We start from the raw sequence: 18,081 nt of genomic DNA, 5'->3' as shown, positions 1-18,081 counted from the left end.
GCTGCTCTTCCCCGGGCTCAATTGCCCTGCAATTGACGCAGCAGGTCGGAGGCGGCATCGTCCGCCGCCGGCGACGCGCTGCCACCCAGCAGCTCGTCGAGCTTCAGTTCCTGCTGCTCTCCCGCTTTCGGACTCCCGTCGCCATAGGACACCAAACCCGGGAAAGCGATGATCAGGCCGACCATGCAGAGCTGAATGATCACGAAAGGCACGGCGCCCCAGTAGATCGAGGACGACTTCACCTTCTCCGATGCTACCGAGCGCAGGAAGAACAGCGCGAAGCCGAAAGGCGGGTGCAGGAAGGAAGTCTGCATGTTGACCGCGAGCAGCACGCCGAACCAGATCAGGTCGATGCCCAGCTTGTCGGCCACCGGCGCCAGCAGCGGCACGATGATGAAGGCCAGTTCGAAATAGTCGAGGAAGAAGGCGAGCAGGAACACCAGCACGTTGACCGCGACCAGGAAGCCGATCTCGCCGCCGGGCAGCGAAGTCATCAGGTGCTCGACCCACAGATCTCCATCGACACCGCGGAAGGTCAGGCCGAACACGCTCGAACCGATCAGAATGAAGATCACGAAGCACGACAGCTTGGTCGTCGAGTCCATCGCCTGCTTCAGCAGCGTCATCGACAGGCGCTTGCGCGACACCGCCATCAGCAGCGCACCGACCGCACCCATCGCGCCGCCTTCGGTCGGCGTGGCGACACCGATGAAGATCGTGCCGAGCACCAGGAAGACCAAGCCCAGCGGCGGGATCAGCACGAAGGTCACACGCTCGGCCATGCGCGACAGCAGACCGAGGCCGAACAGGCGGTTGATCATCGCGACGACGAAGGCGATGCCGATGGCCACCATCGCCGACACCACGACCACTTCGTCGCGCGGCGCGCCTTCGCCATAGAACCAGCCGGCAAACAACCACGCACAGCCCGCCGACAAGGCCGCCAGAACGGCGAGCGAACGCAAGCCGCTCGACCCATCATCCTCACGCAAGGTGCGCGCCTCGACCGGCATCGCTGGTGCATGAGAGGGGCGAACGATCGCCACGACGGCGACGTAGGCCGCATACATGCCGGTGAGCATCAACCCCGGCACCAGCGCACCCTGGTACATGTCACCGACCGAACGGCCGAGTTGGTCGGCCATGACGATCAGCACCAGCGAGGGCGGAATGATCTGCGCCAGCGTGCCCGAGGCCGCAATGACGCCGCTCGCCAGACGATGGTCGTAGCCGTAACGCAGCATGATGGGCAGCGAGATCAGGCCCATCGAGATCACCGAGGCCGCCACCACGCCGGTGGTCGCCGCCAGCAGCGCGCCGACGAAAATCACCGCGAAGGCGAGGCCGCCGCGGATCGGGCCGAACAGCTGGCCGATGGTGTCGAGCAGATCCTCGGCCATGCCGCTGCGCTCGAGGATCAGGCCCATGAAGGTGAAGAAGGGCACGGCCAGCAAGGTGTCATTGGCCATGATGCCGAACACCCGCTCGGGCAGGGCCTGGAACAGCGCGCCATGCAGCAGGCCGAGCTCGATGCCGATCAGCCCGAACAGGATGCCGTTGGCCGCCAGCGCGAATGCCACCGGGAAACCGAACAGCAGGAACAGGATCATGGACGCGAACATCAGCGGCGCCATGTTGGCGATGATGAACCCGGTCATTGCTCACGCTCCTGCTCAGCCTTGCCGCTGTTGGCCTTGATCGCGGCAACCAGTTCCTCGGTTCCGGCGCCGGCGGATTTCCTGAGCAGCGGATTCGGCCCGTGCCCGGTCAGGAAGGCGATGCGCTTGATCAGTTCCGAGAAGGCCTGCAGCACCAGCAGACTCAGACCCAGCGGCAGCAACAGCTTGACCGGCCAGCGGATCAGGCCGCCATAGTTCTGCGACACCTCGCCAGACTGGATCGACGTCATCACGATCGGCAGCGACAGCCACAGGATCAGTACCGCCATCGGCAGCATGAACAACAGGATGCCGATCACATCGACGATGTTCTGTCCGCGCGGCGACAACCGGCTGGTGAGGATGTCGATACGCACGTGCTCGTTGCGCAGGAAGGTGTAACCTGCCGCCAGCATGAAGATCGCGGCGAACAGGTACCACTGGATTTCCAGCAGCGCGTTCGAGCTCATGTTGAACAGTTTGCGGGCAAGCGCGTTGCCTGCGCTGATCACGACCGCGATCAGCACCAGCCACATCACGCTACGCCCGACCCGCTCGTTGATCCAGTCGATCAAGCGGGCAATTCGCAGCAATAAGGACACGGGGAAAACTCCAGAAACGCGCAGCAACCTGAACGATCGCCGCGTCTGCACACATGCGCGCGCAAGCAAACCCATTGAAAGCCCGGCATTATTTCACAGCCTCCATTTCTCGCGCGTACACCTTTCATCAAAACGTCTTATATGGAAAACTCATCGATACTGCCTGAAACATGCCGTCTCTGCCTCGTCCGCCACGGCGAAACGGCCTGGAACACCGAACGCCGCCTGCAGGGGCATCTCGACATCCCGCTCAACGAGACCGGGCTGGCCCAGGCCGCGGCCACGGCGAGGCGGCTGCAGGTGCTCGGCCACGGCTTCGCCGCCCTGTACTGCAGCGACCTGACACGCGCGCGCCAGACCGCTGCAGCCATCGCCCGTCAGCAGACCTTGGAGGTGGTCCACGACGAACGCCTGCGCGAACGCCACTACGGCCTGTTCCAGGGCCTGACCTATGACGAAGCCGAGCATCGGCACCCCGAGCTCTATCGGCGCTTCAAGGCGCGGGAGCCCGATTTCGGCTTTCCGGGACACGGTGAAAGCCTGATCGGCTTCGCCTCGCGCGTCCATGCAGCGCTTGAAGACATCACCGGGCGCCACGCCGGCCAGGCCGTGCTGGTGGTCACCCACGGCGGCGTGCTGGACATCGCCCACCGGCTTGCGAGCAGCGCGCCGCTGGAGGCAGCACGCAACTTTCCCATCCCCAATGCCGCACTGAACTGGATCGAGCGCACCGGCGAACGCTGGCGCCTCCTTGCCTGGGCCGACGAAGGCCACCTTGGCGGCGGTGCGCTGGACGAACTGCCGAACATATGACGAGCGCAGCAAAATCAGCGATTCCGTGAAATATTAGGGTTTTCCGTGGTTTCCGGACGTTGAATAATTGCACCTATAATCAGATACAAATTTTCGATATTCAACAGAGGAGACGCACATGGAACGCCGCAAATTCCTGCAAGGCGCCGGCATGGCCGGCATTCTGGCCGCCGGTACGGCACCGGCCATCGTCCATGCCCAGCAGCAGATCCGCTGGCGGCTGGCATCGAGCTTCCCCAAATCGCTCGAAACCGTCTATGGCGCCAGCGAAGCCTTCGCCAAGTACGTCTCGGACGCCACCGGCGGCAAGTTCGTGATCTCGGTCCACCCGGGTGGCGAACTCGTTCCCGCCTTCGGCGTCGTCGATGCGGTCCAACAAGGCACGATCGACTGCGCACATACCGCGCCGTACTACTTCTTCGGCAAGGACGAGACCTTCGCGCTCGACTGCTGCATCCCGTTCGGCATGAGTTCGCGCGCCATGACCGCGTGGATGTTCGAGGGCAACGGCACCAAGCTGCTGCGCGAGTTCTACGCCCAGTTCAACATCGTCAACTTCCCGATGGGCAACTCGGGGGCGCAGATGGGCGGCTGGTACCGCAAGGAGATCAAGTCGGTCAAGGATTTCGACGGCCTGAAGTTCCGCGTCGGCGGCTTCGGCGGCCGCGTGCTGGCCAAGCTCGGCGTGGTGCCGCAGAACATTCCGGCCGGCGAAATCTACCAGGCGCTGGAGAAAGGCACCATCGACGCGGCCGAATGGATTGGCCCCTACGACGACCTGCGCCTGGGCCTGCACAAGGTCGCCAAGAACTACTATTACCCGGCATGGTGGGAAGGCAGCACGCAGTTCTCGCTCTACATCAACGACAAGCAGTGGAACGGCCTGTCGGCCGAGTACAAGGCCATCATCGAACAGGCCTCGCGTGCCGCCCACCTGAACTGCCAGGCCCGCTACGACGCCCGCAACCCCGGTGCACTGAAGCAGTTGGTCGCCGAAGGCGCCAAGCTGTCGCGCTTCCCGAAGGATTTCATGGACGCCGCGTTCAAGGCCTCGCGCGAAGTCTACGCCGATCTCGAAAAGAACCCCAACTGGCAGAAGATCTACCCCGACTACAGCCGCTTCCTCGCCGACCAGGTCCAGTGGGAGGCCGTCGCGGAGAGCAACTACTCGCAGTACATGGCCGCACAGAAACTGTAATTCCTGCGCTGCCGGAGACGCTCGCCGCGTCTCCGGCAAACCGGGGATCACGCGGCATCCTCAGCTTCCCGCCGGGCGCACCCTCCGCCCTGCGGGGCTTTTTCGTGCTCCACAGGTTCCACACACGCCATGGAAATCCTCCTTCGCCTGTCCGGCGTCATCGATGCGGTGAACCGGCTATTCGGCAAATTCGTGATATGGCTGATCCTCGCCGCGACGATCATCAGCGCCGCCAATGCAATCGCCCGCAAGGCCTTCAACATCGGCTCGAATGCCTTTCTCGAAATCCAGTGGTACCTGTTCGGCGCCGTGTTCCTGCTCGGCGCGGGCTACACCTTCCTGCAGAACGCCCACGTGCGCATCGACGTGCTGGCGAGCAGGCTGTCGATGCGCACGCGCATGTACATCGACATCGTCGGCATCCTCGTCTTCCTGCTGCCGATGTGCTGGTTCATGATCGATTTCGCCTGGCCGGTCGTGATGGCGGCCTATGTCTCGGGCGAAGTGTCGTCCAACGCCGGCGGCCTGATCCGCTGGCCGGTCTATGCGCTGGTGCCGGCCGGCTTCCTGCTGCTCGGCCTGCAGGCGATCTCGGAACTGATCAAACGCCTTGCCTTCCTGCAGGGCAAGGGGCCCAACCCGCTGCTGCAGGGCGCCCACGACGGACAGGATGACATCCACGGCGAAGAGGCACAAAAATGATCGAATTCTTCTCCGCCCACGCACCCGAGCTGATGTTCGGCTCGCTGATGCTGTTCCTGCTCACCGGCTTTCCGGTCGCCTTCTCGCTTGCCGCCTGCGGCCTGCTGTTCGGCTTCCTCGGCATGGAAGCGGGCCTGTTGCCGCCGAGTTTGTTCCAGGCGCTGCCGCTGCGCGTGTTCGGCATCATCCAGAACGACACGCTGCTGGCCATCCCCTTCTTCACGCTGATGGGCCTGATCCTCGAACGCAGCGGCATGGCCGAGGACCTGCTCGACACCATCGGCCAGCTGTTCGGCCCGATCCGCGGCGGCCTCGCGCTTGCCGTGATCTTCGTCGGCGCGCTGCTGGCGGCGACCACCGGCGTGGTGGCGGCCTCGGTGATCTCGATGGGCCTGATCTCGCTGCCCATCATGCTGCGCTACGGCTACAGCCCGGCTGTCGCCAGCGGTGCGATCGTCGCCTCGGGCACGCTGGCACAGATCGTGCCGCCCTCGCTGGTGCTGATCGTCATCGCCGACCAGCTCGGCCGCTCGGTCGGCGACCTGTACAAGGGCGCCTTCATCCCGGCCTTCACGCTGATCGGCCTCTACGCGCTTTTCATCATCGCGCTGGCGATCTTCAAGCCCAAGCTCGTACCGGCCCTGCCGCCGGAAGCGCGCAGCTACCGTGAAGCCGACGGTTCGAGCGGCATGCGCTCGCTCGCCATCTTCGGCCTGCTCGTCACCATCGTCGCGGTGGCCTTCGGCATGTACTACGGCGAGATCCTCAGCGCGTTCAAGGGCGAGGAAATCGACCCGGCACTGGACGAGACCATCGTCGTCGCCCTGACCGCAGGCTCGGCGCTCGCCTTCATCGCCGCCCAGATCAACCGGTTGCTCGGACTGGGTCTGCTGTCGCGCATCACCGAACGCGTGACCTTCGTGCTGATTCCGCCGCTGGCCCTGATCTTCCTCGTGCTCGGCACGATCTTCCTGGGCGTCGCGACACCGACCGAAGGCGGCGCGATGGGTGCCGTCGGCGGCATCGTGATGGCGCTGATGCGCGGCAAGCTCGACATGCCGTTGCTGAAGCACGCGCTGGAGTCGACCTCGCGCCTGTCCTGCTTCGTGCTCTTCATCCTGATCGGCTCGACGATCTTCAGCTTCACCTTCACCGCAGTCGACGGCCAGATCTGGGTCGAGCACCTGTTCGACAGGCTGCCCGGCGGCGAGATCGGCTTCCTGCTCTTCGTCAACACGGTGATCTTCGTCCTCGGCTTCTTCATCGACTTCTTCGAGATCGCCTTCATCCTGATTCCGCTGCTGGCGCCGGTGGCGGACAAGATGGGGATCGACCTCGTCTGGTTCGGCGTACTGGTGGCGATGAACCTGCAAACCTCCTTCCTGACGCCGCCGTTCGGCTTCGCACTGTTCTACCTGCGCAGCGTGGCGCCGGCCAAGGACTTCGTCGACCGCATCACCAGCAAGCGGATCGCCGGCGTGAAGACCATGGACATCTACCGCGGCGCGATCCCCTTCGTGCTGATGCAGCTCATCATGGTCGTGGCGCTGATCCTGTTCCCCGGCCTGGTCACGAGCGTGTTCGACAAGGCGGTCGCGGTGGATCTCGACACCATCGAGATCAACGTCAACGACGGCAGCGGCGGCAGCTGGGGCAGCGACGAAGACAGCGGCAGCAGCGGGTGGTGAAGGCCGCCGGCCGGGGCAGGCATATCCGCATGCCCCGGCCGGCAGCCCGTGCGCTGCAGCGGGACGCGTGCCAACAGGCGCGTGGTAACATCCGCTTTTAACGCCACTCCTTTTACCGGTTCCGTCCATGTTCTCTTCGCAAGACACTCTCGCCAAAGTCGATCCCGAGCTGTGGGCCGCCATCCAGGCCGAAAACAAGCGTCAGGAAGACCACATCGAACTGATCGCTTCGGAAAACTACGTTTCCCGGGCGGTGATGGAAGCCCAGGGCTCCCAGCTCACCAACAAGTACGCCGAGGGTTACCCCGGCAAGCGCTACTACGGCGGCTGCGAGCATGTCGACGTGGTTGAGCAGTTGGCCATCGACCGCCTGAAAGCGCTGTTCGGCGCCGAAGCCGCCAACGTGCAGCCGAACTCCGGCTCGCAGGCCAACCAGGCGGTGCTGATGGCTTTCGCCAAGCCTGGCGACACGATCATGGGCATGAGCCTGGCCGAAGGCGGCCACCTCACCCACGGCATGTCGCTGAACATGTCGGGCAAATGGTTCAACGTCGTCGCCTACGGCCTGAACGACAAGGAAGAGATCGACTACGGCAAGATGGAAGCGCTGGCGCGCGAGACCAAGCCGCGCATCATCATCGCCGGCGCCTCGGCCTATTCGCTGCGCATCGACTTCGAGCGCTTCGCCAGGATCGCCAAGGAAGTCGGTGCCATCTTCTGGGTGGACATGGCCCACTACGCCGGCCTGATCGCCGCCGGCTTCTATCCCAACCCGGTGCCGCACGCCGACGTCGTCACCTCGACCACGCACAAGACCCTGCGCGGCCCGCGCGGCGGCATCATCCTGATGAAGGCCGAGCACGAGAAGGCGCTGAACTCGGCGATCTTCCCCGGCCTGCAGGGTGGCCCGCTGGAACACGTCATTGCCGCCAAGGCGGTCGCCTTCAAGGAAGCCGCCACACCGGCCTTCCGCAACTATCAGGAGCAGGTGATCGCCAACGCCCGCGTGATGGCCCGCGTGCTGGGCGAGGAACGCGGCCTGCGCATCGTCTCCGGGCGTACCGAAAGCCACGTCTTCCTGGTCGATCTGCGCAACAAGAAGATCACCGGCAAGGAAGCCGAGGCAGTGCTGGGCAGCGCCCACATCACGGTCAACAAGAACTCGATCCCGAACGACCCCGAGAAGCCCTTCGTCACCTCCGGCATCCGCATCGGCTCGCCGGCGATGACGACCCGCGGCTTCACCGAGATCGAGGCCGAACAGGTCGCCCACCTGATCGCCGACGTGCTGGATGCCCCGCACGACCAGACGGTGATCGGCCGCACGCGCGACAAGGTCGCCGCGCTGTGCGCCAGGTTCCCGGTGTACGGCAAGTAAGCCCGAACGCGGGGCGAGCCGACCACGCCCGCCCCGCAGCGCCTTCCGGCCATGAAATGCCCTTTCTGCGCTGACCCCAACACCCAGGTCACCGACACGCGCGAGAACGAGGATGGCGACGTCGTCAGGCGCCGCCGCCGCTGTCCGAAATGCGACAAGCGCTTCACCACTTACGAGCGCATCGATCTCAAGATGCCGCACATCGTCAAGCGCAACGGCAGCCGCACCGAGTTCGACCACGACAAGCTGGCCGGCAGCATGAAGCTGGCGCTGCGCAAGCGCCCCGTCACCATCGATGCCGTCGACGCCGCAGTGGACCGCATCGAAGCCCGCCTGCTGTCGCTGGGCGAGCAGGAAGTGCCGAGCGAGAAGATCGGCGAACTGGTGATGAAGGAGCTGAAGAAGCTCGACAAGGTCGCCTACATCCGCTTCGCTTCGGTCTATCGCAACTTCGCCGACGTGGATGAGTTCTCCGAGCTGATCCGCGAAGTGCAGCCCCGCTCCCGCCGCAGCAAGCCTGCCAAGCCCGAACAGGAATCCGGCCATGACCTTTTCGGCGGCTGATCATGCCGCCATGGCGCGCGCCCTCCAGCTCGCCGCGCTCGGCCTGAACACCACGTCCCCCAATCCGCGCGTCGGTTGCGTACTGATGCGCGACGGCGTCATCGTCGGCGAAGGCTGGCATCGCCGCGCCGGCGAGCCCCATGCCGAAATCCACGCGCTGCGGCAGGCGGGCGAAGCCGCGCGCGGCGCCACCGTCTACGTCACGCTCGAACCCTGCTCGCACCATGGCCGCACGCCGCCCTGCGCCGATGCCCTGGTCGAGGCCGGCGTCGCCCGCGTCGTCGTCGCCATGGACGATCCCAACCCGCTCGTCGCCGGACGCGGGCTGGCGTGCCTGCGCGCTGCCGGCATCGCCACCGAACACGGCCTGCTGGAAACCGAAGCACGCGAGCTGAACCTCGGCTTCGTCTCGCGCATGACCCGCGGCCGCCCGTGGCTGCGGCTCAAGGCGGCCGCCACGCTGGACGGCAAGACGGCATTGGAAAACGGCGTCAGCCAGTGGATCACCGGCCCCGAGGCCCGTCGCGACGGCCACGCCTGGCGCGCGCGCGCCTGCGCGGTGCTGACCGGCATCGGCACCGTGAAGGAAGACGACCCGCAGCTCAGCGTGCGCGACGTCGCCTGCGAACGCCAGCCGCTGCGTATCCTGATCGATGCCCGGCTGGACGTCTCGCCCAGCGCCCGCATCCTGCAGGGCGAACCGATCCTGATCGCCACCGCCAGCGAGGACGACGCACGCATCGCCAGCCTGTCGGCCACCGGGCACCGGCTGATCGTACTGCCGAACGCCGCCGGCAAGGTCGACCTGCCGCAGTTGATGAGCGAACTCGGCATGCTCGGCCTCAACGAAGTCCACGCCGAGGCCGGCTTCAAGCTCAATGGCTCGCTGCTGCGTGAAGGCTGCGTGGATGAGCTGTTGCTGTATCTGGCGCCGATGCTGGCCGGCGACGCCGCCCACGGCCTGTTCAATCTCGCCGCGCTGACGCGGCTGGAAGACGCTGCCCGGCTCGACATCCGCGACCTGCGCCAGGTCGGCCGCGACATCCGCATCCTCGCGCGCTTCGCGGCCGATCTGCCGGCGAAGCGATAGCCCGCGTAGGATGGGTTGAGCGCGAAGCGCGATACCCATCGTTCCCGGGCACCGCTCCCCGATGGGTATCGGCGCTGCGCGCCTTCAACCCATCCTACGCCCGCTCAACCCGCGCCGCCGCAGACGGCACAGCCGGGATCACGGCCGAAGCCGATGCTGCGCCACTCCATCGCCAGGCCGTCGAGCAGCAGCAGGCGCCCGACCAGCGGCGTGCCGCAGCCAACGATCAGCTTGAGCGCTTCGGCGGCCTGTGTCGTACCGATCAGGCCGACGATCGGCGCGAACACCCCCATCACCGCGCAACGTACTTCTTCGATGTCCTCGCCTTCCGGGAACAGGCAGTGATAGCAGGCCGCCTCGGGCCGCCGCAGGTCGAACACCGACACCTGCCCGTCGAAGCGGATGGCGGCACCCGATACCAGCGGCTTGCGCAGTTTCACGCAGGCGCGGTTGACCGCATGGCGGGTGGCGAAATTGTCGCAGCAGTCCAGCACGACGTCGGCCGCCGCCACCTGCTCGTCCAGCGCATCGCCATCGAGCCGCACCTGCAGCGGCACGACCCTGGCGAGCGGGTTGAGGCGCTGCAGGCTGATTCGCGCCGATTCGACCTTGGGCCGGCCGACCGTCTCGGCCGAATGCAGGATCTGGCGCTGCAGGTTGGTGAGGTCGACGTCGTCGTCGTCGGCAATCACCAGGGAGCCGACACCGGCCGCGGCGAGATACATCGCTGCCGGCGAGCCGAGGCCGCCGGCACCGACGATGAGGACTTTCGCGCCGAGCAGCGCCTCCTGCCCCTCCACGCCGATTTCGGGCAGCAGGATGTGGCGGCTGTAGCGCAGCAACTGATCGTCGTTCATATGAAGAAAAATGCGTGGATTGGCACGGCTCGCGAAAAGGCCGGATACCTGCCATCCGGGGCAGGCATCCGGCGCATTCCGACCTCCCGGCGCAAGGCCGCCCAGATCATGGGCGTCCGGCTCGGAGTCGTCCGGGTCCGGCTCAGGGCTTCGGCTCTGGGCGCCCGGCTTCGGGCTTCTTGCCCTGGACGATCTGCAGGCCCTTGAGCAGGTTGATCGCCTGCTGCAGCTGATGGTCGTCCTTGCCGGCAAGCTCGAAGCGCACCGGCTCGGCCTCGTCGGCGCCGCCGTCTCCCTTCCCGGCCTCCCGCGCCCTGATCTCGGCTTCGGGATCCTTGTCGTTGCCCAGGTGGCCCTGCAGATCGGCTTCGCGGACCCGGCGGTTCGAGCCGTTGGCGCTTTCCTCGACGACGATGTCGGGTTCGATGCCCTTGGCCTGGATCGAGCGGCCGTTCGGCGTGTAGTAGCGTGCCGTGGTCAGCTTGATCGCGGTGCTGTTGTTGAGCGGCAGAATGGTCTGCACCGAACCCTTGCCGAAAGTCTGCGTTCCCATCACGACGGCACGCTTGTGGTCCTGCAGCGCGCCGGCGACGATCTCGGACGCCGAAGCCGAACCGGCATTGACCAGCACGACCATCGGCACGTCCTTGGCCCCCGCGGGCAGGCGGTCGAGAAAATCGTCACGCGTGCCGCGCAGGTAGTCCTCCGGCATCGCGCGGTATTCGCGCTTGGCGTCCTCGGTGCGGCCATCGGTGGACACCACCATCGCCCCCAGCGGCAGGAAGGCCGCGGACACGCCCACCGCGCCATGCAGCAGGCCGCCCGGATCGTTGCGCAGGTCGAGCACCAACCCGCGCAACGGCCCTTCGGCATTCAGCTTGTTCAGGTGCTGGACCACCGATGCCGCGGTGTTCTCCTGGAACTGCGCGACGCGCAGATAGCCGTAGCCCGGCTCGACGAGCTTGGACTTGACGCTCTGCACCTTGATGACTTCGCGCGTCAGCTTGAGCACGATCGGCCGCGATTCGCCCTTGCGCATGATCGTCAGCTCGATGGTGGTGTTGGGCTTGCCGCGCATGCGCTTGACCGCATCGTTCAGGCTCATGCCCTTCACCGGCGTGTCGTCGAGCTTGACGATCAGGTCGCCGGCCTGGACACCGGCGCGGAAGGCCGGCGTGTCCTCGATCGGCGAAATCACCTTGACGAAGCCGTCTTCCATGCCGACCTCGATGCCGAGCCCGCCGAACTCGCCCTGCGTGCCGACCTGGAGCTCCTTGAAGGCTTCGCTGTCCAGGTAGGCCGAATGCGGATCGAGTCCCGACAGCATGCCGCTGATCGAATCGACGATCAGCTTCTTGTCCTCGACCGGCTCGACGTAGCCCTGCTTGATCGCATTGAACACGTCGGCATAGGCGCGCAATTCCTCGACCGGCAGCGGCATCTGGGTCGTGCGGTCGGCATTGGCGGAAAAATTGAGACTGAGCGCCACGCCGGCGAACACGCCGGTCATGACGAGGCCGAGCTGTTTCAGCTTGCTGCGCATGAGAACTCCATCGGGGAAGCGGCTCCTGCCCTTCGCACCATTTGATCTAGTTGAGTCGCACCCACTGCATCGGGTCGAGCGGGCGGCCCTGATGGCGGAGTTCGAAGTATAAACCCGATTCTCCGCCCCCTCCGCTGGTGCCCACGCTGGCGATCGCGTCGCCGCCGGACACCGCATCGCCCACTTCCTTCAGCAAGGTGTCGTTGTTGCCATACACGGTGAGGTAGTCGCCACCATGGTCGATGATGATCAGATTGCCGTAGCCGCGCAACCAGTCCGAATACACGACTTCGCCCGTTGCGACCGCCTTGACGTCCGCTCCGGTACCCGCCCGGATGAACACGCCTTTCCACGTCGTGCCGCCTTCCGCCCTTGGAGCGCCGAAGCGGCCGACGAGTTCGCCACGCACCGGAAAACGCAACTGGCCGCGAAGCTGGGCGAAGCGCACGCCGGTCGGCGTCGCCCCTGCGCTGCTGCGTGCTTCACCGATGACCGGCTCGGCGCGCCGTGCCGGCGGACGGGCCGCAGCGGACGACGGCGCGGCATTCCCGGCCGCCTTCGCCTGGGCTGCCGCGGCGGCGGCACGCGCCTCGGCCGCACGCTGTTCCGCCAGCCTCCTCGCTGCCTCGCGCGCGGCCGCTTCGCGGGCACGCTTGACCAGGGTGTCGATCACCTTCGCCAGGCGCTGCTCGTCCTCGCGCAAGGTCGCCACTTCGCGCTTCTGGCTCTGCAGCTGCTTCGAGATTTCGGCCAGCGCGGCCTTGCGCTGGAGCAGGCTGGCTTCGAGCTGCTTGCGCTGCTCGTGCTGCCGGGCTTCGAGCTCGGCCACGCGGTCCCGCCGGCGGCCGATTTCCTGCGCGCGCAGCTCGGTCTCGCGCAGATCGGCGCGCATACGCTCGATCAGGCCCAGGCGGGCACGGCCGAGCTGTTCGAGATAATAGGCGTCGCGCGCGATCTGGTTCGGATCGCGCGCCGACAGCAAGGGCGCCACGCCATCCGCCGCACCATGCATGTAGTGCCGGCGCAGCCACTCGGCCAGTTCTCCGCGGCGGGCATCGATGCGCGCGCCCGCCTGCTGCTGCTCCCGCTCCAGTTCGGCCAGCCGCGCATCGGCCTCGGCGCGCTCGCGCTGCAGTTGCAATACCCGGCGCTGCGCGCGCGACACTTCGCGCTCCGACTCGGTCAGCGCCTTTGCCGCATCGGAACGGTTCGCCTCGGTACGCGACATTTCCTGCTGCAGGTCGCGGATGCGCTTCTTGAGGTCGTCGAGGTCCGAGCGCTTGTCGGCGATGTCGCCCGTGGCCTGCGCGCGGACGGCATTCGGCGCCACTGCCGACGCCAGCATGCAGCCAAGGACGAAAGCAGCCAGATAGCCACGGCCAGCGATACGCATGAAGCGAGAATTCCGATTCAAGGGAATGAGCGAGGTTGCAGGAAGAAAGCCGAACGAGGCCAGCGGGCACGAACGAAGATCGGATCCGCGCCCTGCGGCGACCCGGCATCTTCCCGAGCGCGCAAGACGGAGGCGCCTATTTTATACTAGCGCTTTGCCCCGTCGGCCCTATCGTGAACAAAGACGACATCTTCACGCTCATCGACAAGAACGAGCACATAGAAACCGCCGCGCGCGCGCTCAAGGCAATCGCCCATCCGCTGCGCCTGAAGATTCTGTGCGTGCTCGGCGACGACGAGGTCTGCGTGCAGGACATCGTCGATGCGGTAGGCACTTCGCAGAGCAACATCTCGCAGCATCTCGCCATCCTGCGCGACAAGGACGTGCTGCAGACGCGCAAGGATGCCAACCGCGTCTATTACCGTGTCGGCGATCCGCGCACGCTGCAGCTCATCGCGCTGATGCGCGAAGTGTTCTGCGGCGTCGATGACGAGCAAGGCTGATTTCCCTTCCCCCTACCGGAGCACCGTTTTTCGTGGAATTCCTGCAACAGAACTGGTATTGGGCGGCGCTGGCCGCCGCAAGCGGCAGCTGGCTGCTCGTCGACCTGGCACGCGGCCGGGGCGGCAACGGCCAGCTTTCCCCCGTCGAAGCCACGATGCTGATCAACCGTGAAGACGCCGTCGTCATCGACGTGCGCGACCAGGGCGAATACGCCCAGGGCCACATTCCCAACGCCCGCCACATTCCCGCCGGCGACCTCGAGCGCCGCGGCGGCGAACTGGACAAGTGGAAGCACCATCCGCTGATCCTGTGTTGCGCCACCGGCACACGCTCGACCTCGGCCGCCACGCAGCTGCGCAAGGCCGGCTTCGAGAAGGTCTATAACCTGCGCGGCGGCATGATGGAATGGCAGAAGGCCGGCCAGCCGGTCAGCCGCAAGAGGAAATGAGCATGCCCGCCGCGATCCGCATGTATGCCACGGCGACCTGCCCCTACTGCATCCACGCCGAACAGTTGCTGCGCAGCAGGGGCGTGACGGAAATCGACAAGATCCGCACCGATCTCGACCCCGCCCAGCGCGGGCGCATGATCGAGGAAACCGGGCGCCGCACGGTTCCGCAGATCTTCATTGGCGGCTACCATGTCGGCGGCTGTGATGACCTGATGGCGCTCGACCGCGCCGGCAAGCTCGAACCGATGCTGCGCGGCGAACCCGCCTGAGCCTTCCTTCCCGTGGTCCTTTTTCCTGCAATCCAATCCTCACTCACCGGATACCCATCCCATGTCTGAAAACACCCAACCCGTCTTCTCGATCGAAAAACTGTACGTCAAGGACCTGTCCGTCGAAGTGCCGGGTGCACCGCAGATCTACCTCGAACGCGAGGCGCCGCAAGTCAATGTCCAGCTCCGTACCGAAGGCAAGAACATCGACGACGGCGTCTACGAGATCACGCTGACCGTCACCGTCTCCGCCACCATCGGCGAAGACCGCACACTGTTCCTGGTCGAAGTGGCCCAGGCCGGCATCTTCCAGATCCGCAACGTACCCGAAGCCGACCTCGAGCCGGTGATGATGATCGGCTGCCCCAACATCCTCTTCCCCTATGCCCGCGAAGCCGTGTCGGACGCCGTCACCCGCGCCGGCTTCCAGCCCGTGCTGCTGTCGCCGGTCAACTTCGAGGCGCTGTACCAGTCGCAGCGCCAGCAGGCCGCCGTGCAGCAGGGCGAAACGCCGATCCAGTGACGAGGCCTGCCGCCATGACACACCTGCGCCGCTCCATGCTGCCCCGCCTGATCACGATGCTCGCCTTGCTCGCCGGCGTGGTGGCGGGGCCGGTGCTGGCGCAGGCGATCGAGTTCCGCTCGCTGACCGAGCAGGCAATCCTGTACGACACCCCTTCGGAGCAGGGCAAGCGCCTTTTCATCCTGCGCTCGGGGACCCCGGTCGAAGTCGTCGTCAGGCTCGACAAGTGGGTCAAGGTACGCGAGCCCGGCGGCTCCCTGAACTGGCTGGAAAGCCGTGTGCTTTCCAACCGCCGCACCGTGCTCGTCACCGCGGAACGCGCCGTCATCCGGCGTGAAGCCCGCGACGACGCGGCACCCAGCTTCGAGGCGGTCCGCAACGTCGTGCTCCACCTGGTCGAAGCGCCTTCGCTCGGCTGGGCCAAGGTGCGCCATCGGGACGGCGACGAAGGCTACATCCGCATCAACGAGGTCTGGGGGCTGTGACCGCCACGCCCGACAAGCAACACAGCGGCCGCCGCCGCATCACCGTCTTCGGCGCGGGCGCATGGGGTACTGCGCTGGCCCAGGCCTTCAGCGCCGCCCATGAGGTATGCCTGTGGGGGCGGGATGCGGAACACCTGCGGGCGCTCGCCCTGACGCACGAGAACCGCCGCTATCTGCCCGACATCCGCCTCAGCAACGCACTGCACTTCGAAACCGATTTCTCGCATGCGGCACGAGGCGCCGACCTCCACCTGGTGGTCACGCCGCTGGCCGGCCTGCGGGACGCCGCGCGCGCGCTCCACCGCCTGCAGCCCGGCACGCCCTTGCTGTGGGCCTGCAAGGGGCTCGAAGCCGGAAGCGGGCGGCTGCCGCACGAAATCGTCGCCGAAGAGCTCGGCGACGCGGCCGCCAGCGGCGTGCTGACCGGCCCCAGCTTCGCCGCCGAAGTCGCGCGCGGCCTGCCGACCGCGATCACCCTCGCCGCCGCCGATGCGGCCTTCGCCCACCACTGGGTGGCGGCCCTGCACCAGCCGCGCCTGCGCATCTACGCCAATACCGACGTCGTCGGCTGCGAGATCGGTGGTGCGGTCAAGAACGTCATGGCCATCGCCGCCGGCGTCTCGGACGGCATGGGCTTCGGCCTCAATGCCCGTGCCGCGCTGATCACCCGCGGCCTGGCCGAAATCTCCCGCCTCGCCACCGCCCTGGGCGGCAGCAGCGAAACGCTGATGGGCCTGACCGGCATGGGCGACCTGATCCTGACCTGCACCGGCAACCTCTCGCGCAACCGCCGCGTCGGCCTGGAGCTCGCCAAGGGCAGCACGCTGGCCGACATCCTGCGCGACCTCGGCCACGTTGCCGAAGGCGTCTCCACCGCACGCGAAGTCGTCGGCCTGGCCCGGCGCCATGGCGTCGAGATGCCGATCTGCGAAGCCGTCGATGCCTTGCTGCATCACGGCCTCGATGCGCGCGGCGCCGTCGAGAAACTGCTGGCGCGCGACCCGCGCCACGAATAGAGCGCCCTGCCTGCTGGGGCAGCCCCCGCTCAAAGCGCCCCCGCCTGAGGCGGCTCCGCCTGGGCTGCGCCGGCAAATCCTTGCTGGCGCCAGGCCTCATAGACCACCACCGCCACCGCATTCGACAGATTGACGCTGCGGTTGGTCGGCCGCATCGGAATGCGGATGCGCGCCTCGGGCTCGAAAGCTGCCAGCAACTCCGCCGGCAGGCCGCGGCTCTCCGGTCCGAACACGAACACGTCGCCGTCGCGGTAAGCCACAGCGTCGTGCCGCCGTGTGCCCCGGGTCGACAGCGCGAAGAAGCGCCGCCCTGCCAGCGCCGCGTGGCACTGCGCCCAATCCGGATGCACGGTGACGCAGGTCAGGTCGTGATAGTCCAGCCCCGCGCGTGCCAGTTGCTTGTCGGACAGGTCGAAGCCCAGCGGCTCGATCAGGTGGAGGCGGCTGCCGGTATTGGCGGCGAGGCGAATGACGTTGCCGGTGTTGGGCGGAATCTCGGGCTGGTAGAGGACGATCTCGAACATCGGGACGGAAGTGGCAGGCGCGAAGCCGGCACTGTAGCTCAGGCCGGCGCCGGCGTGCGGGCGACGACCAGATTCGTGACCCGCGCCGCGCCCTGCGCCTTCAGGCAGCGCGCCAGTTCGTCCAGCGTCGCCCCCGTGGTCATCACGTCATCGACCACCAGCACGTGCAGGCCATCCAGTGCACGGTCGCAGCGGAAGGCACCGGCCGGACTCAACAGGCGCTCGTCGCGGCTCAGCGAAGCCTGCGGCGGCGTGTCGCGCAGCTTGCGCACGCAGGCCAGTTCCATCGGCAAGGCCTGCTCGCGAGCCAGCGGACGCGCAAGCTCCACCGCCTGGTTGAAGCCGCGTTCGGCCAGCCTGCGCGCATGCAAGGGCATCGGCAGGATGAAATCGACATCGGCCGCGATCTGCTCGCCGAGCACGCGCAGCTCGGTCGCAAGGAAAGTGGCCACGCTCAACTGGTGCCGATACTTGAGCGCGAGCACCAGCACATCGACCGGGAACACGTAGTCGAACAAGGCCAGCGTCGCATCGTAGGCCGGCGGCTGGCGCAGGCATTGCCCGCAGGGCCCGCCATCCAGCCCCGGCAGGGCGCAGACCGGGCACGCGCTGGGCGGCCGCCGCGGCATTTCGGCCAGGCAGGCGGCGCACACGCCGCACGCCCGCGCCGCCTCGCCGCAGACGAGACAGTCCTGCGGCATCAGCACGTCCAGCACGCGGGCCAGCAGGCGACGCAGGTCTCGGGTTCGGTTTGACAAGATTTTGATCAATGGCAGAACATTCGGGGTTCGCTATTACAGCCCCCGGCGCCGGAAATGACAAT

20 protein-coding genes are annotated in these 18,081 nt (G+C 66.5%); 13 read left to right on the top strand and 7 right to left on the bottom strand.

All coding sequences use genetic code 11. The features are described from left to right. Positions 1 to 17: 17 nt before the first annotated feature. Together ACNQFN_RS07190 and ACNQFN_RS07185 are read right to left on the bottom strand one after the other, a co-directional pair. Positions 18 to 1,658: a TRAP transporter large permease gene (locus tag ACNQFN_RS07190; protein WP_418648393.1), complete on the bottom strand. Its 1,641-nt coding sequence runs from the start codon at positions 1,656 to 1,658 to the stop codon at positions 18 to 20. Continuing rightward, positions 1,655 to 2,260 (bottom strand): TRAP transporter small permease subunit, encoded by a 606-nt coding sequence (locus tag ACNQFN_RS07185; RefSeq protein ID WP_418648392.1) that lies wholly within the window; start codon positions 2,258 to 2,260, stop codon positions 1,655 to 1,657. The genes ACNQFN_RS07190 and ACNQFN_RS07185 overlap by 4 nt, the downstream gene beginning before the upstream one ends. Positions 2,261 to 2,401: 141 nt before the next feature. Between ACNQFN_RS07185 and ACNQFN_RS07180 the strand changes: the two genes are divergently transcribed. The 7 genes from ACNQFN_RS07180 to ribD all read left to right on the top strand — a co-directional run bounded on the left by ACNQFN_RS07180 (position 2,402) and on the right by ribD (position 9,693). Next, positions 2,402 to 3,073, top strand: coding sequence for a histidine phosphatase family protein (locus tag ACNQFN_RS07180; RefSeq protein WP_418648391.1), 672 nt, complete (start codon positions 2,402 to 2,404; stop codon positions 3,071 to 3,073). 118 nt (positions 3,074 to 3,191) lie between these two features. After that, complete coding sequence (locus ACNQFN_RS07175) at positions 3,192 to 4,271, top strand: TRAP transporter substrate-binding protein (protein ID WP_068635596.1); 1,080 nt, start codon at positions 3,192 to 3,194, stop codon at positions 4,269 to 4,271. 129 nt (positions 4,272 to 4,400) lie between these two features. Further along, positions 4,401 to 4,973, top strand: coding sequence for a TRAP transporter small permease subunit (locus ACNQFN_RS07170; protein ID WP_068635595.1), 573 nt, complete (start codon positions 4,401 to 4,403; stop codon positions 4,971 to 4,973). Next, positions 4,970 to 6,661: a TRAP transporter large permease gene (locus ACNQFN_RS07165; protein WP_418648390.1), complete on the top strand. Its 1,692-nt coding sequence runs from the start codon at positions 4,970 to 4,972 to the stop codon at positions 6,659 to 6,661. The genes ACNQFN_RS07170 and ACNQFN_RS07165 overlap by 4 nt, the downstream gene beginning before the upstream one ends. Positions 6,662 to 6,788: 127 nt before the next feature. Further along, positions 6,789 to 8,039: a serine hydroxymethyltransferase gene (gene glyA, locus ACNQFN_RS07160; RefSeq protein ID WP_418648389.1), complete on the top strand. Its 1,251-nt coding sequence runs from the start codon at positions 6,789 to 6,791 to the stop codon at positions 8,037 to 8,039. Positions 8,040 to 8,090: 51 nt separating this feature from the next. After that, positions 8,091 to 8,603 carry a transcriptional regulator NrdR gene (nrdR, locus tag ACNQFN_RS07155; protein ID WP_068635592.1) on the top strand — a complete coding sequence of 171 codons (513 nt, stop codon included), beginning with the start codon at positions 8,091 to 8,093 and terminating at the stop codon, positions 8,601 to 8,603. Further along, positions 8,584 to 9,693: a bifunctional diaminohydroxyphosphoribosylaminopyrimidine deaminase/5-amino-6-(5-phosphoribosylamino)uracil reductase RibD gene (gene ribD / locus ACNQFN_RS07150; RefSeq protein WP_418648388.1), complete on the top strand. Its 1,110-nt coding sequence runs from the start codon at positions 8,584 to 8,586 to the stop codon at positions 9,691 to 9,693. The genes nrdR and ribD overlap by 20 nt, the downstream gene beginning before the upstream one ends. Positions 9,694 to 9,797: 104 nt before the next feature. Here the strand turns inward: ribD and ACNQFN_RS07145 are convergent, their stop codons facing one another. The 3 genes from ACNQFN_RS07145 to ACNQFN_RS07135 all read right to left on the bottom strand — a co-directional run bounded on the left by ACNQFN_RS07145 (position 9,798) and on the right by ACNQFN_RS07135 (position 13,486). Further along, positions 9,798 to 10,550, bottom strand: a complete 753-nt coding sequence (locus ACNQFN_RS07145) for a HesA/MoeB/ThiF family protein (RefSeq protein WP_418648387.1) — start codon at positions 10,548 to 10,550, stop codon at positions 9,798 to 9,800. 142 nt (positions 10,551 to 10,692) lie between these two features. Beyond that, positions 10,693 to 12,093, bottom strand: coding sequence for a S41 family peptidase (locus tag ACNQFN_RS07140; protein ID WP_418648386.1), 1,401 nt, complete (start codon positions 12,091 to 12,093; stop codon positions 10,693 to 10,695). 46 nt (positions 12,094 to 12,139) lie between these two features. Next, positions 12,140 to 13,486 (bottom strand): murein hydrolase activator EnvC family protein, encoded by a 1,347-nt coding sequence (locus ACNQFN_RS07135; RefSeq protein ID WP_418648385.1) that lies wholly within the window; start codon positions 13,484 to 13,486, stop codon positions 12,140 to 12,142. Positions 13,487 to 13,659: 173 nt separating this feature from the next. On the opposite strand from ACNQFN_RS07135, the gene ACNQFN_RS07130 reads away from it, so the two are divergent. From ACNQFN_RS07130 to ACNQFN_RS07105, 6 genes are all read left to right on the top strand, one after another. After that, positions 13,660 to 13,989 (top strand): ArsR/SmtB family transcription factor, encoded by a 330-nt coding sequence (locus ACNQFN_RS07130; protein WP_418648384.1) that lies wholly within the window; start codon positions 13,660 to 13,662, stop codon positions 13,987 to 13,989. 32 nt (positions 13,990 to 14,021) lie between these two features. After that, entirely contained in the window at positions 14,022 to 14,438 is a 417-nt protein-coding gene (locus tag ACNQFN_RS07125) for a rhodanese-like domain-containing protein (RefSeq protein ID WP_418648383.1), read from the top strand. Positions 14,439 to 14,440: 2 nt separating this feature from the next. Further along, on the top strand, positions 14,441 to 14,710 hold the full coding sequence (grxC, locus tag ACNQFN_RS07120) for a glutaredoxin 3 (protein WP_418648382.1): 270 nt from the start codon (positions 14,441 to 14,443) through the stop codon (positions 14,708 to 14,710). Between the two features lie 61 nt (positions 14,711 to 14,771). Continuing rightward, positions 14,772 to 15,233, top strand: coding sequence for a protein-export chaperone SecB (gene secB, locus ACNQFN_RS07115; protein WP_418648381.1), 462 nt, complete (start codon positions 14,772 to 14,774; stop codon positions 15,231 to 15,233). 14 nt (positions 15,234 to 15,247) lie between these two features. Continuing rightward, on the top strand, positions 15,248 to 15,718 hold the full coding sequence (locus tag ACNQFN_RS07110; protein WP_418648380.1) for an SH3 domain-containing protein: 471 nt from the start codon (positions 15,248 to 15,250) through the stop codon (positions 15,716 to 15,718). Continuing rightward, complete coding sequence (locus ACNQFN_RS07105; protein WP_418648379.1) at positions 15,715 to 16,734, top strand: NAD(P)H-dependent glycerol-3-phosphate dehydrogenase; 1,020 nt, start codon at positions 15,715 to 15,717, stop codon at positions 16,732 to 16,734. The genes ACNQFN_RS07110 and ACNQFN_RS07105 overlap by 4 nt, the downstream gene beginning before the upstream one ends. Positions 16,735 to 16,763: 29 nt before the next feature. On the opposite strand, the gene ACNQFN_RS07100 is transcribed toward ACNQFN_RS07105, so the two are convergent. Both ACNQFN_RS07100 and ACNQFN_RS07095 read right to left on the bottom strand, forming a co-directional pair. Further along, entirely contained in the window at positions 16,764 to 17,258 is a 495-nt protein-coding gene (locus tag ACNQFN_RS07100) for a tRNA (cytidine(34)-2'-O)-methyltransferase (RefSeq protein WP_418648378.1), read from the bottom strand. Between the two features lie 38 nt (positions 17,259 to 17,296). Further along, entirely contained in the window at positions 17,297 to 18,016 is a 720-nt protein-coding gene (locus tag ACNQFN_RS07095) for a ComF family protein (RefSeq protein WP_418648377.1), read from the bottom strand. Positions 18,017 to 18,081 lie beyond the last annotated feature (65 nt).

Source organism: Thauera butanivorans, from assembly GCF_048398245.1.
GTDB lineage: Bacteria > Pseudomonadota > Gammaproteobacteria > Burkholderiales > Rhodocyclaceae > Thauera > Thauera butanivorans.
The sequence above is the reverse complement of the archived record's forward strand: the minus strand, read 5'-3'. Positions and strand labels throughout refer to the sequence as shown.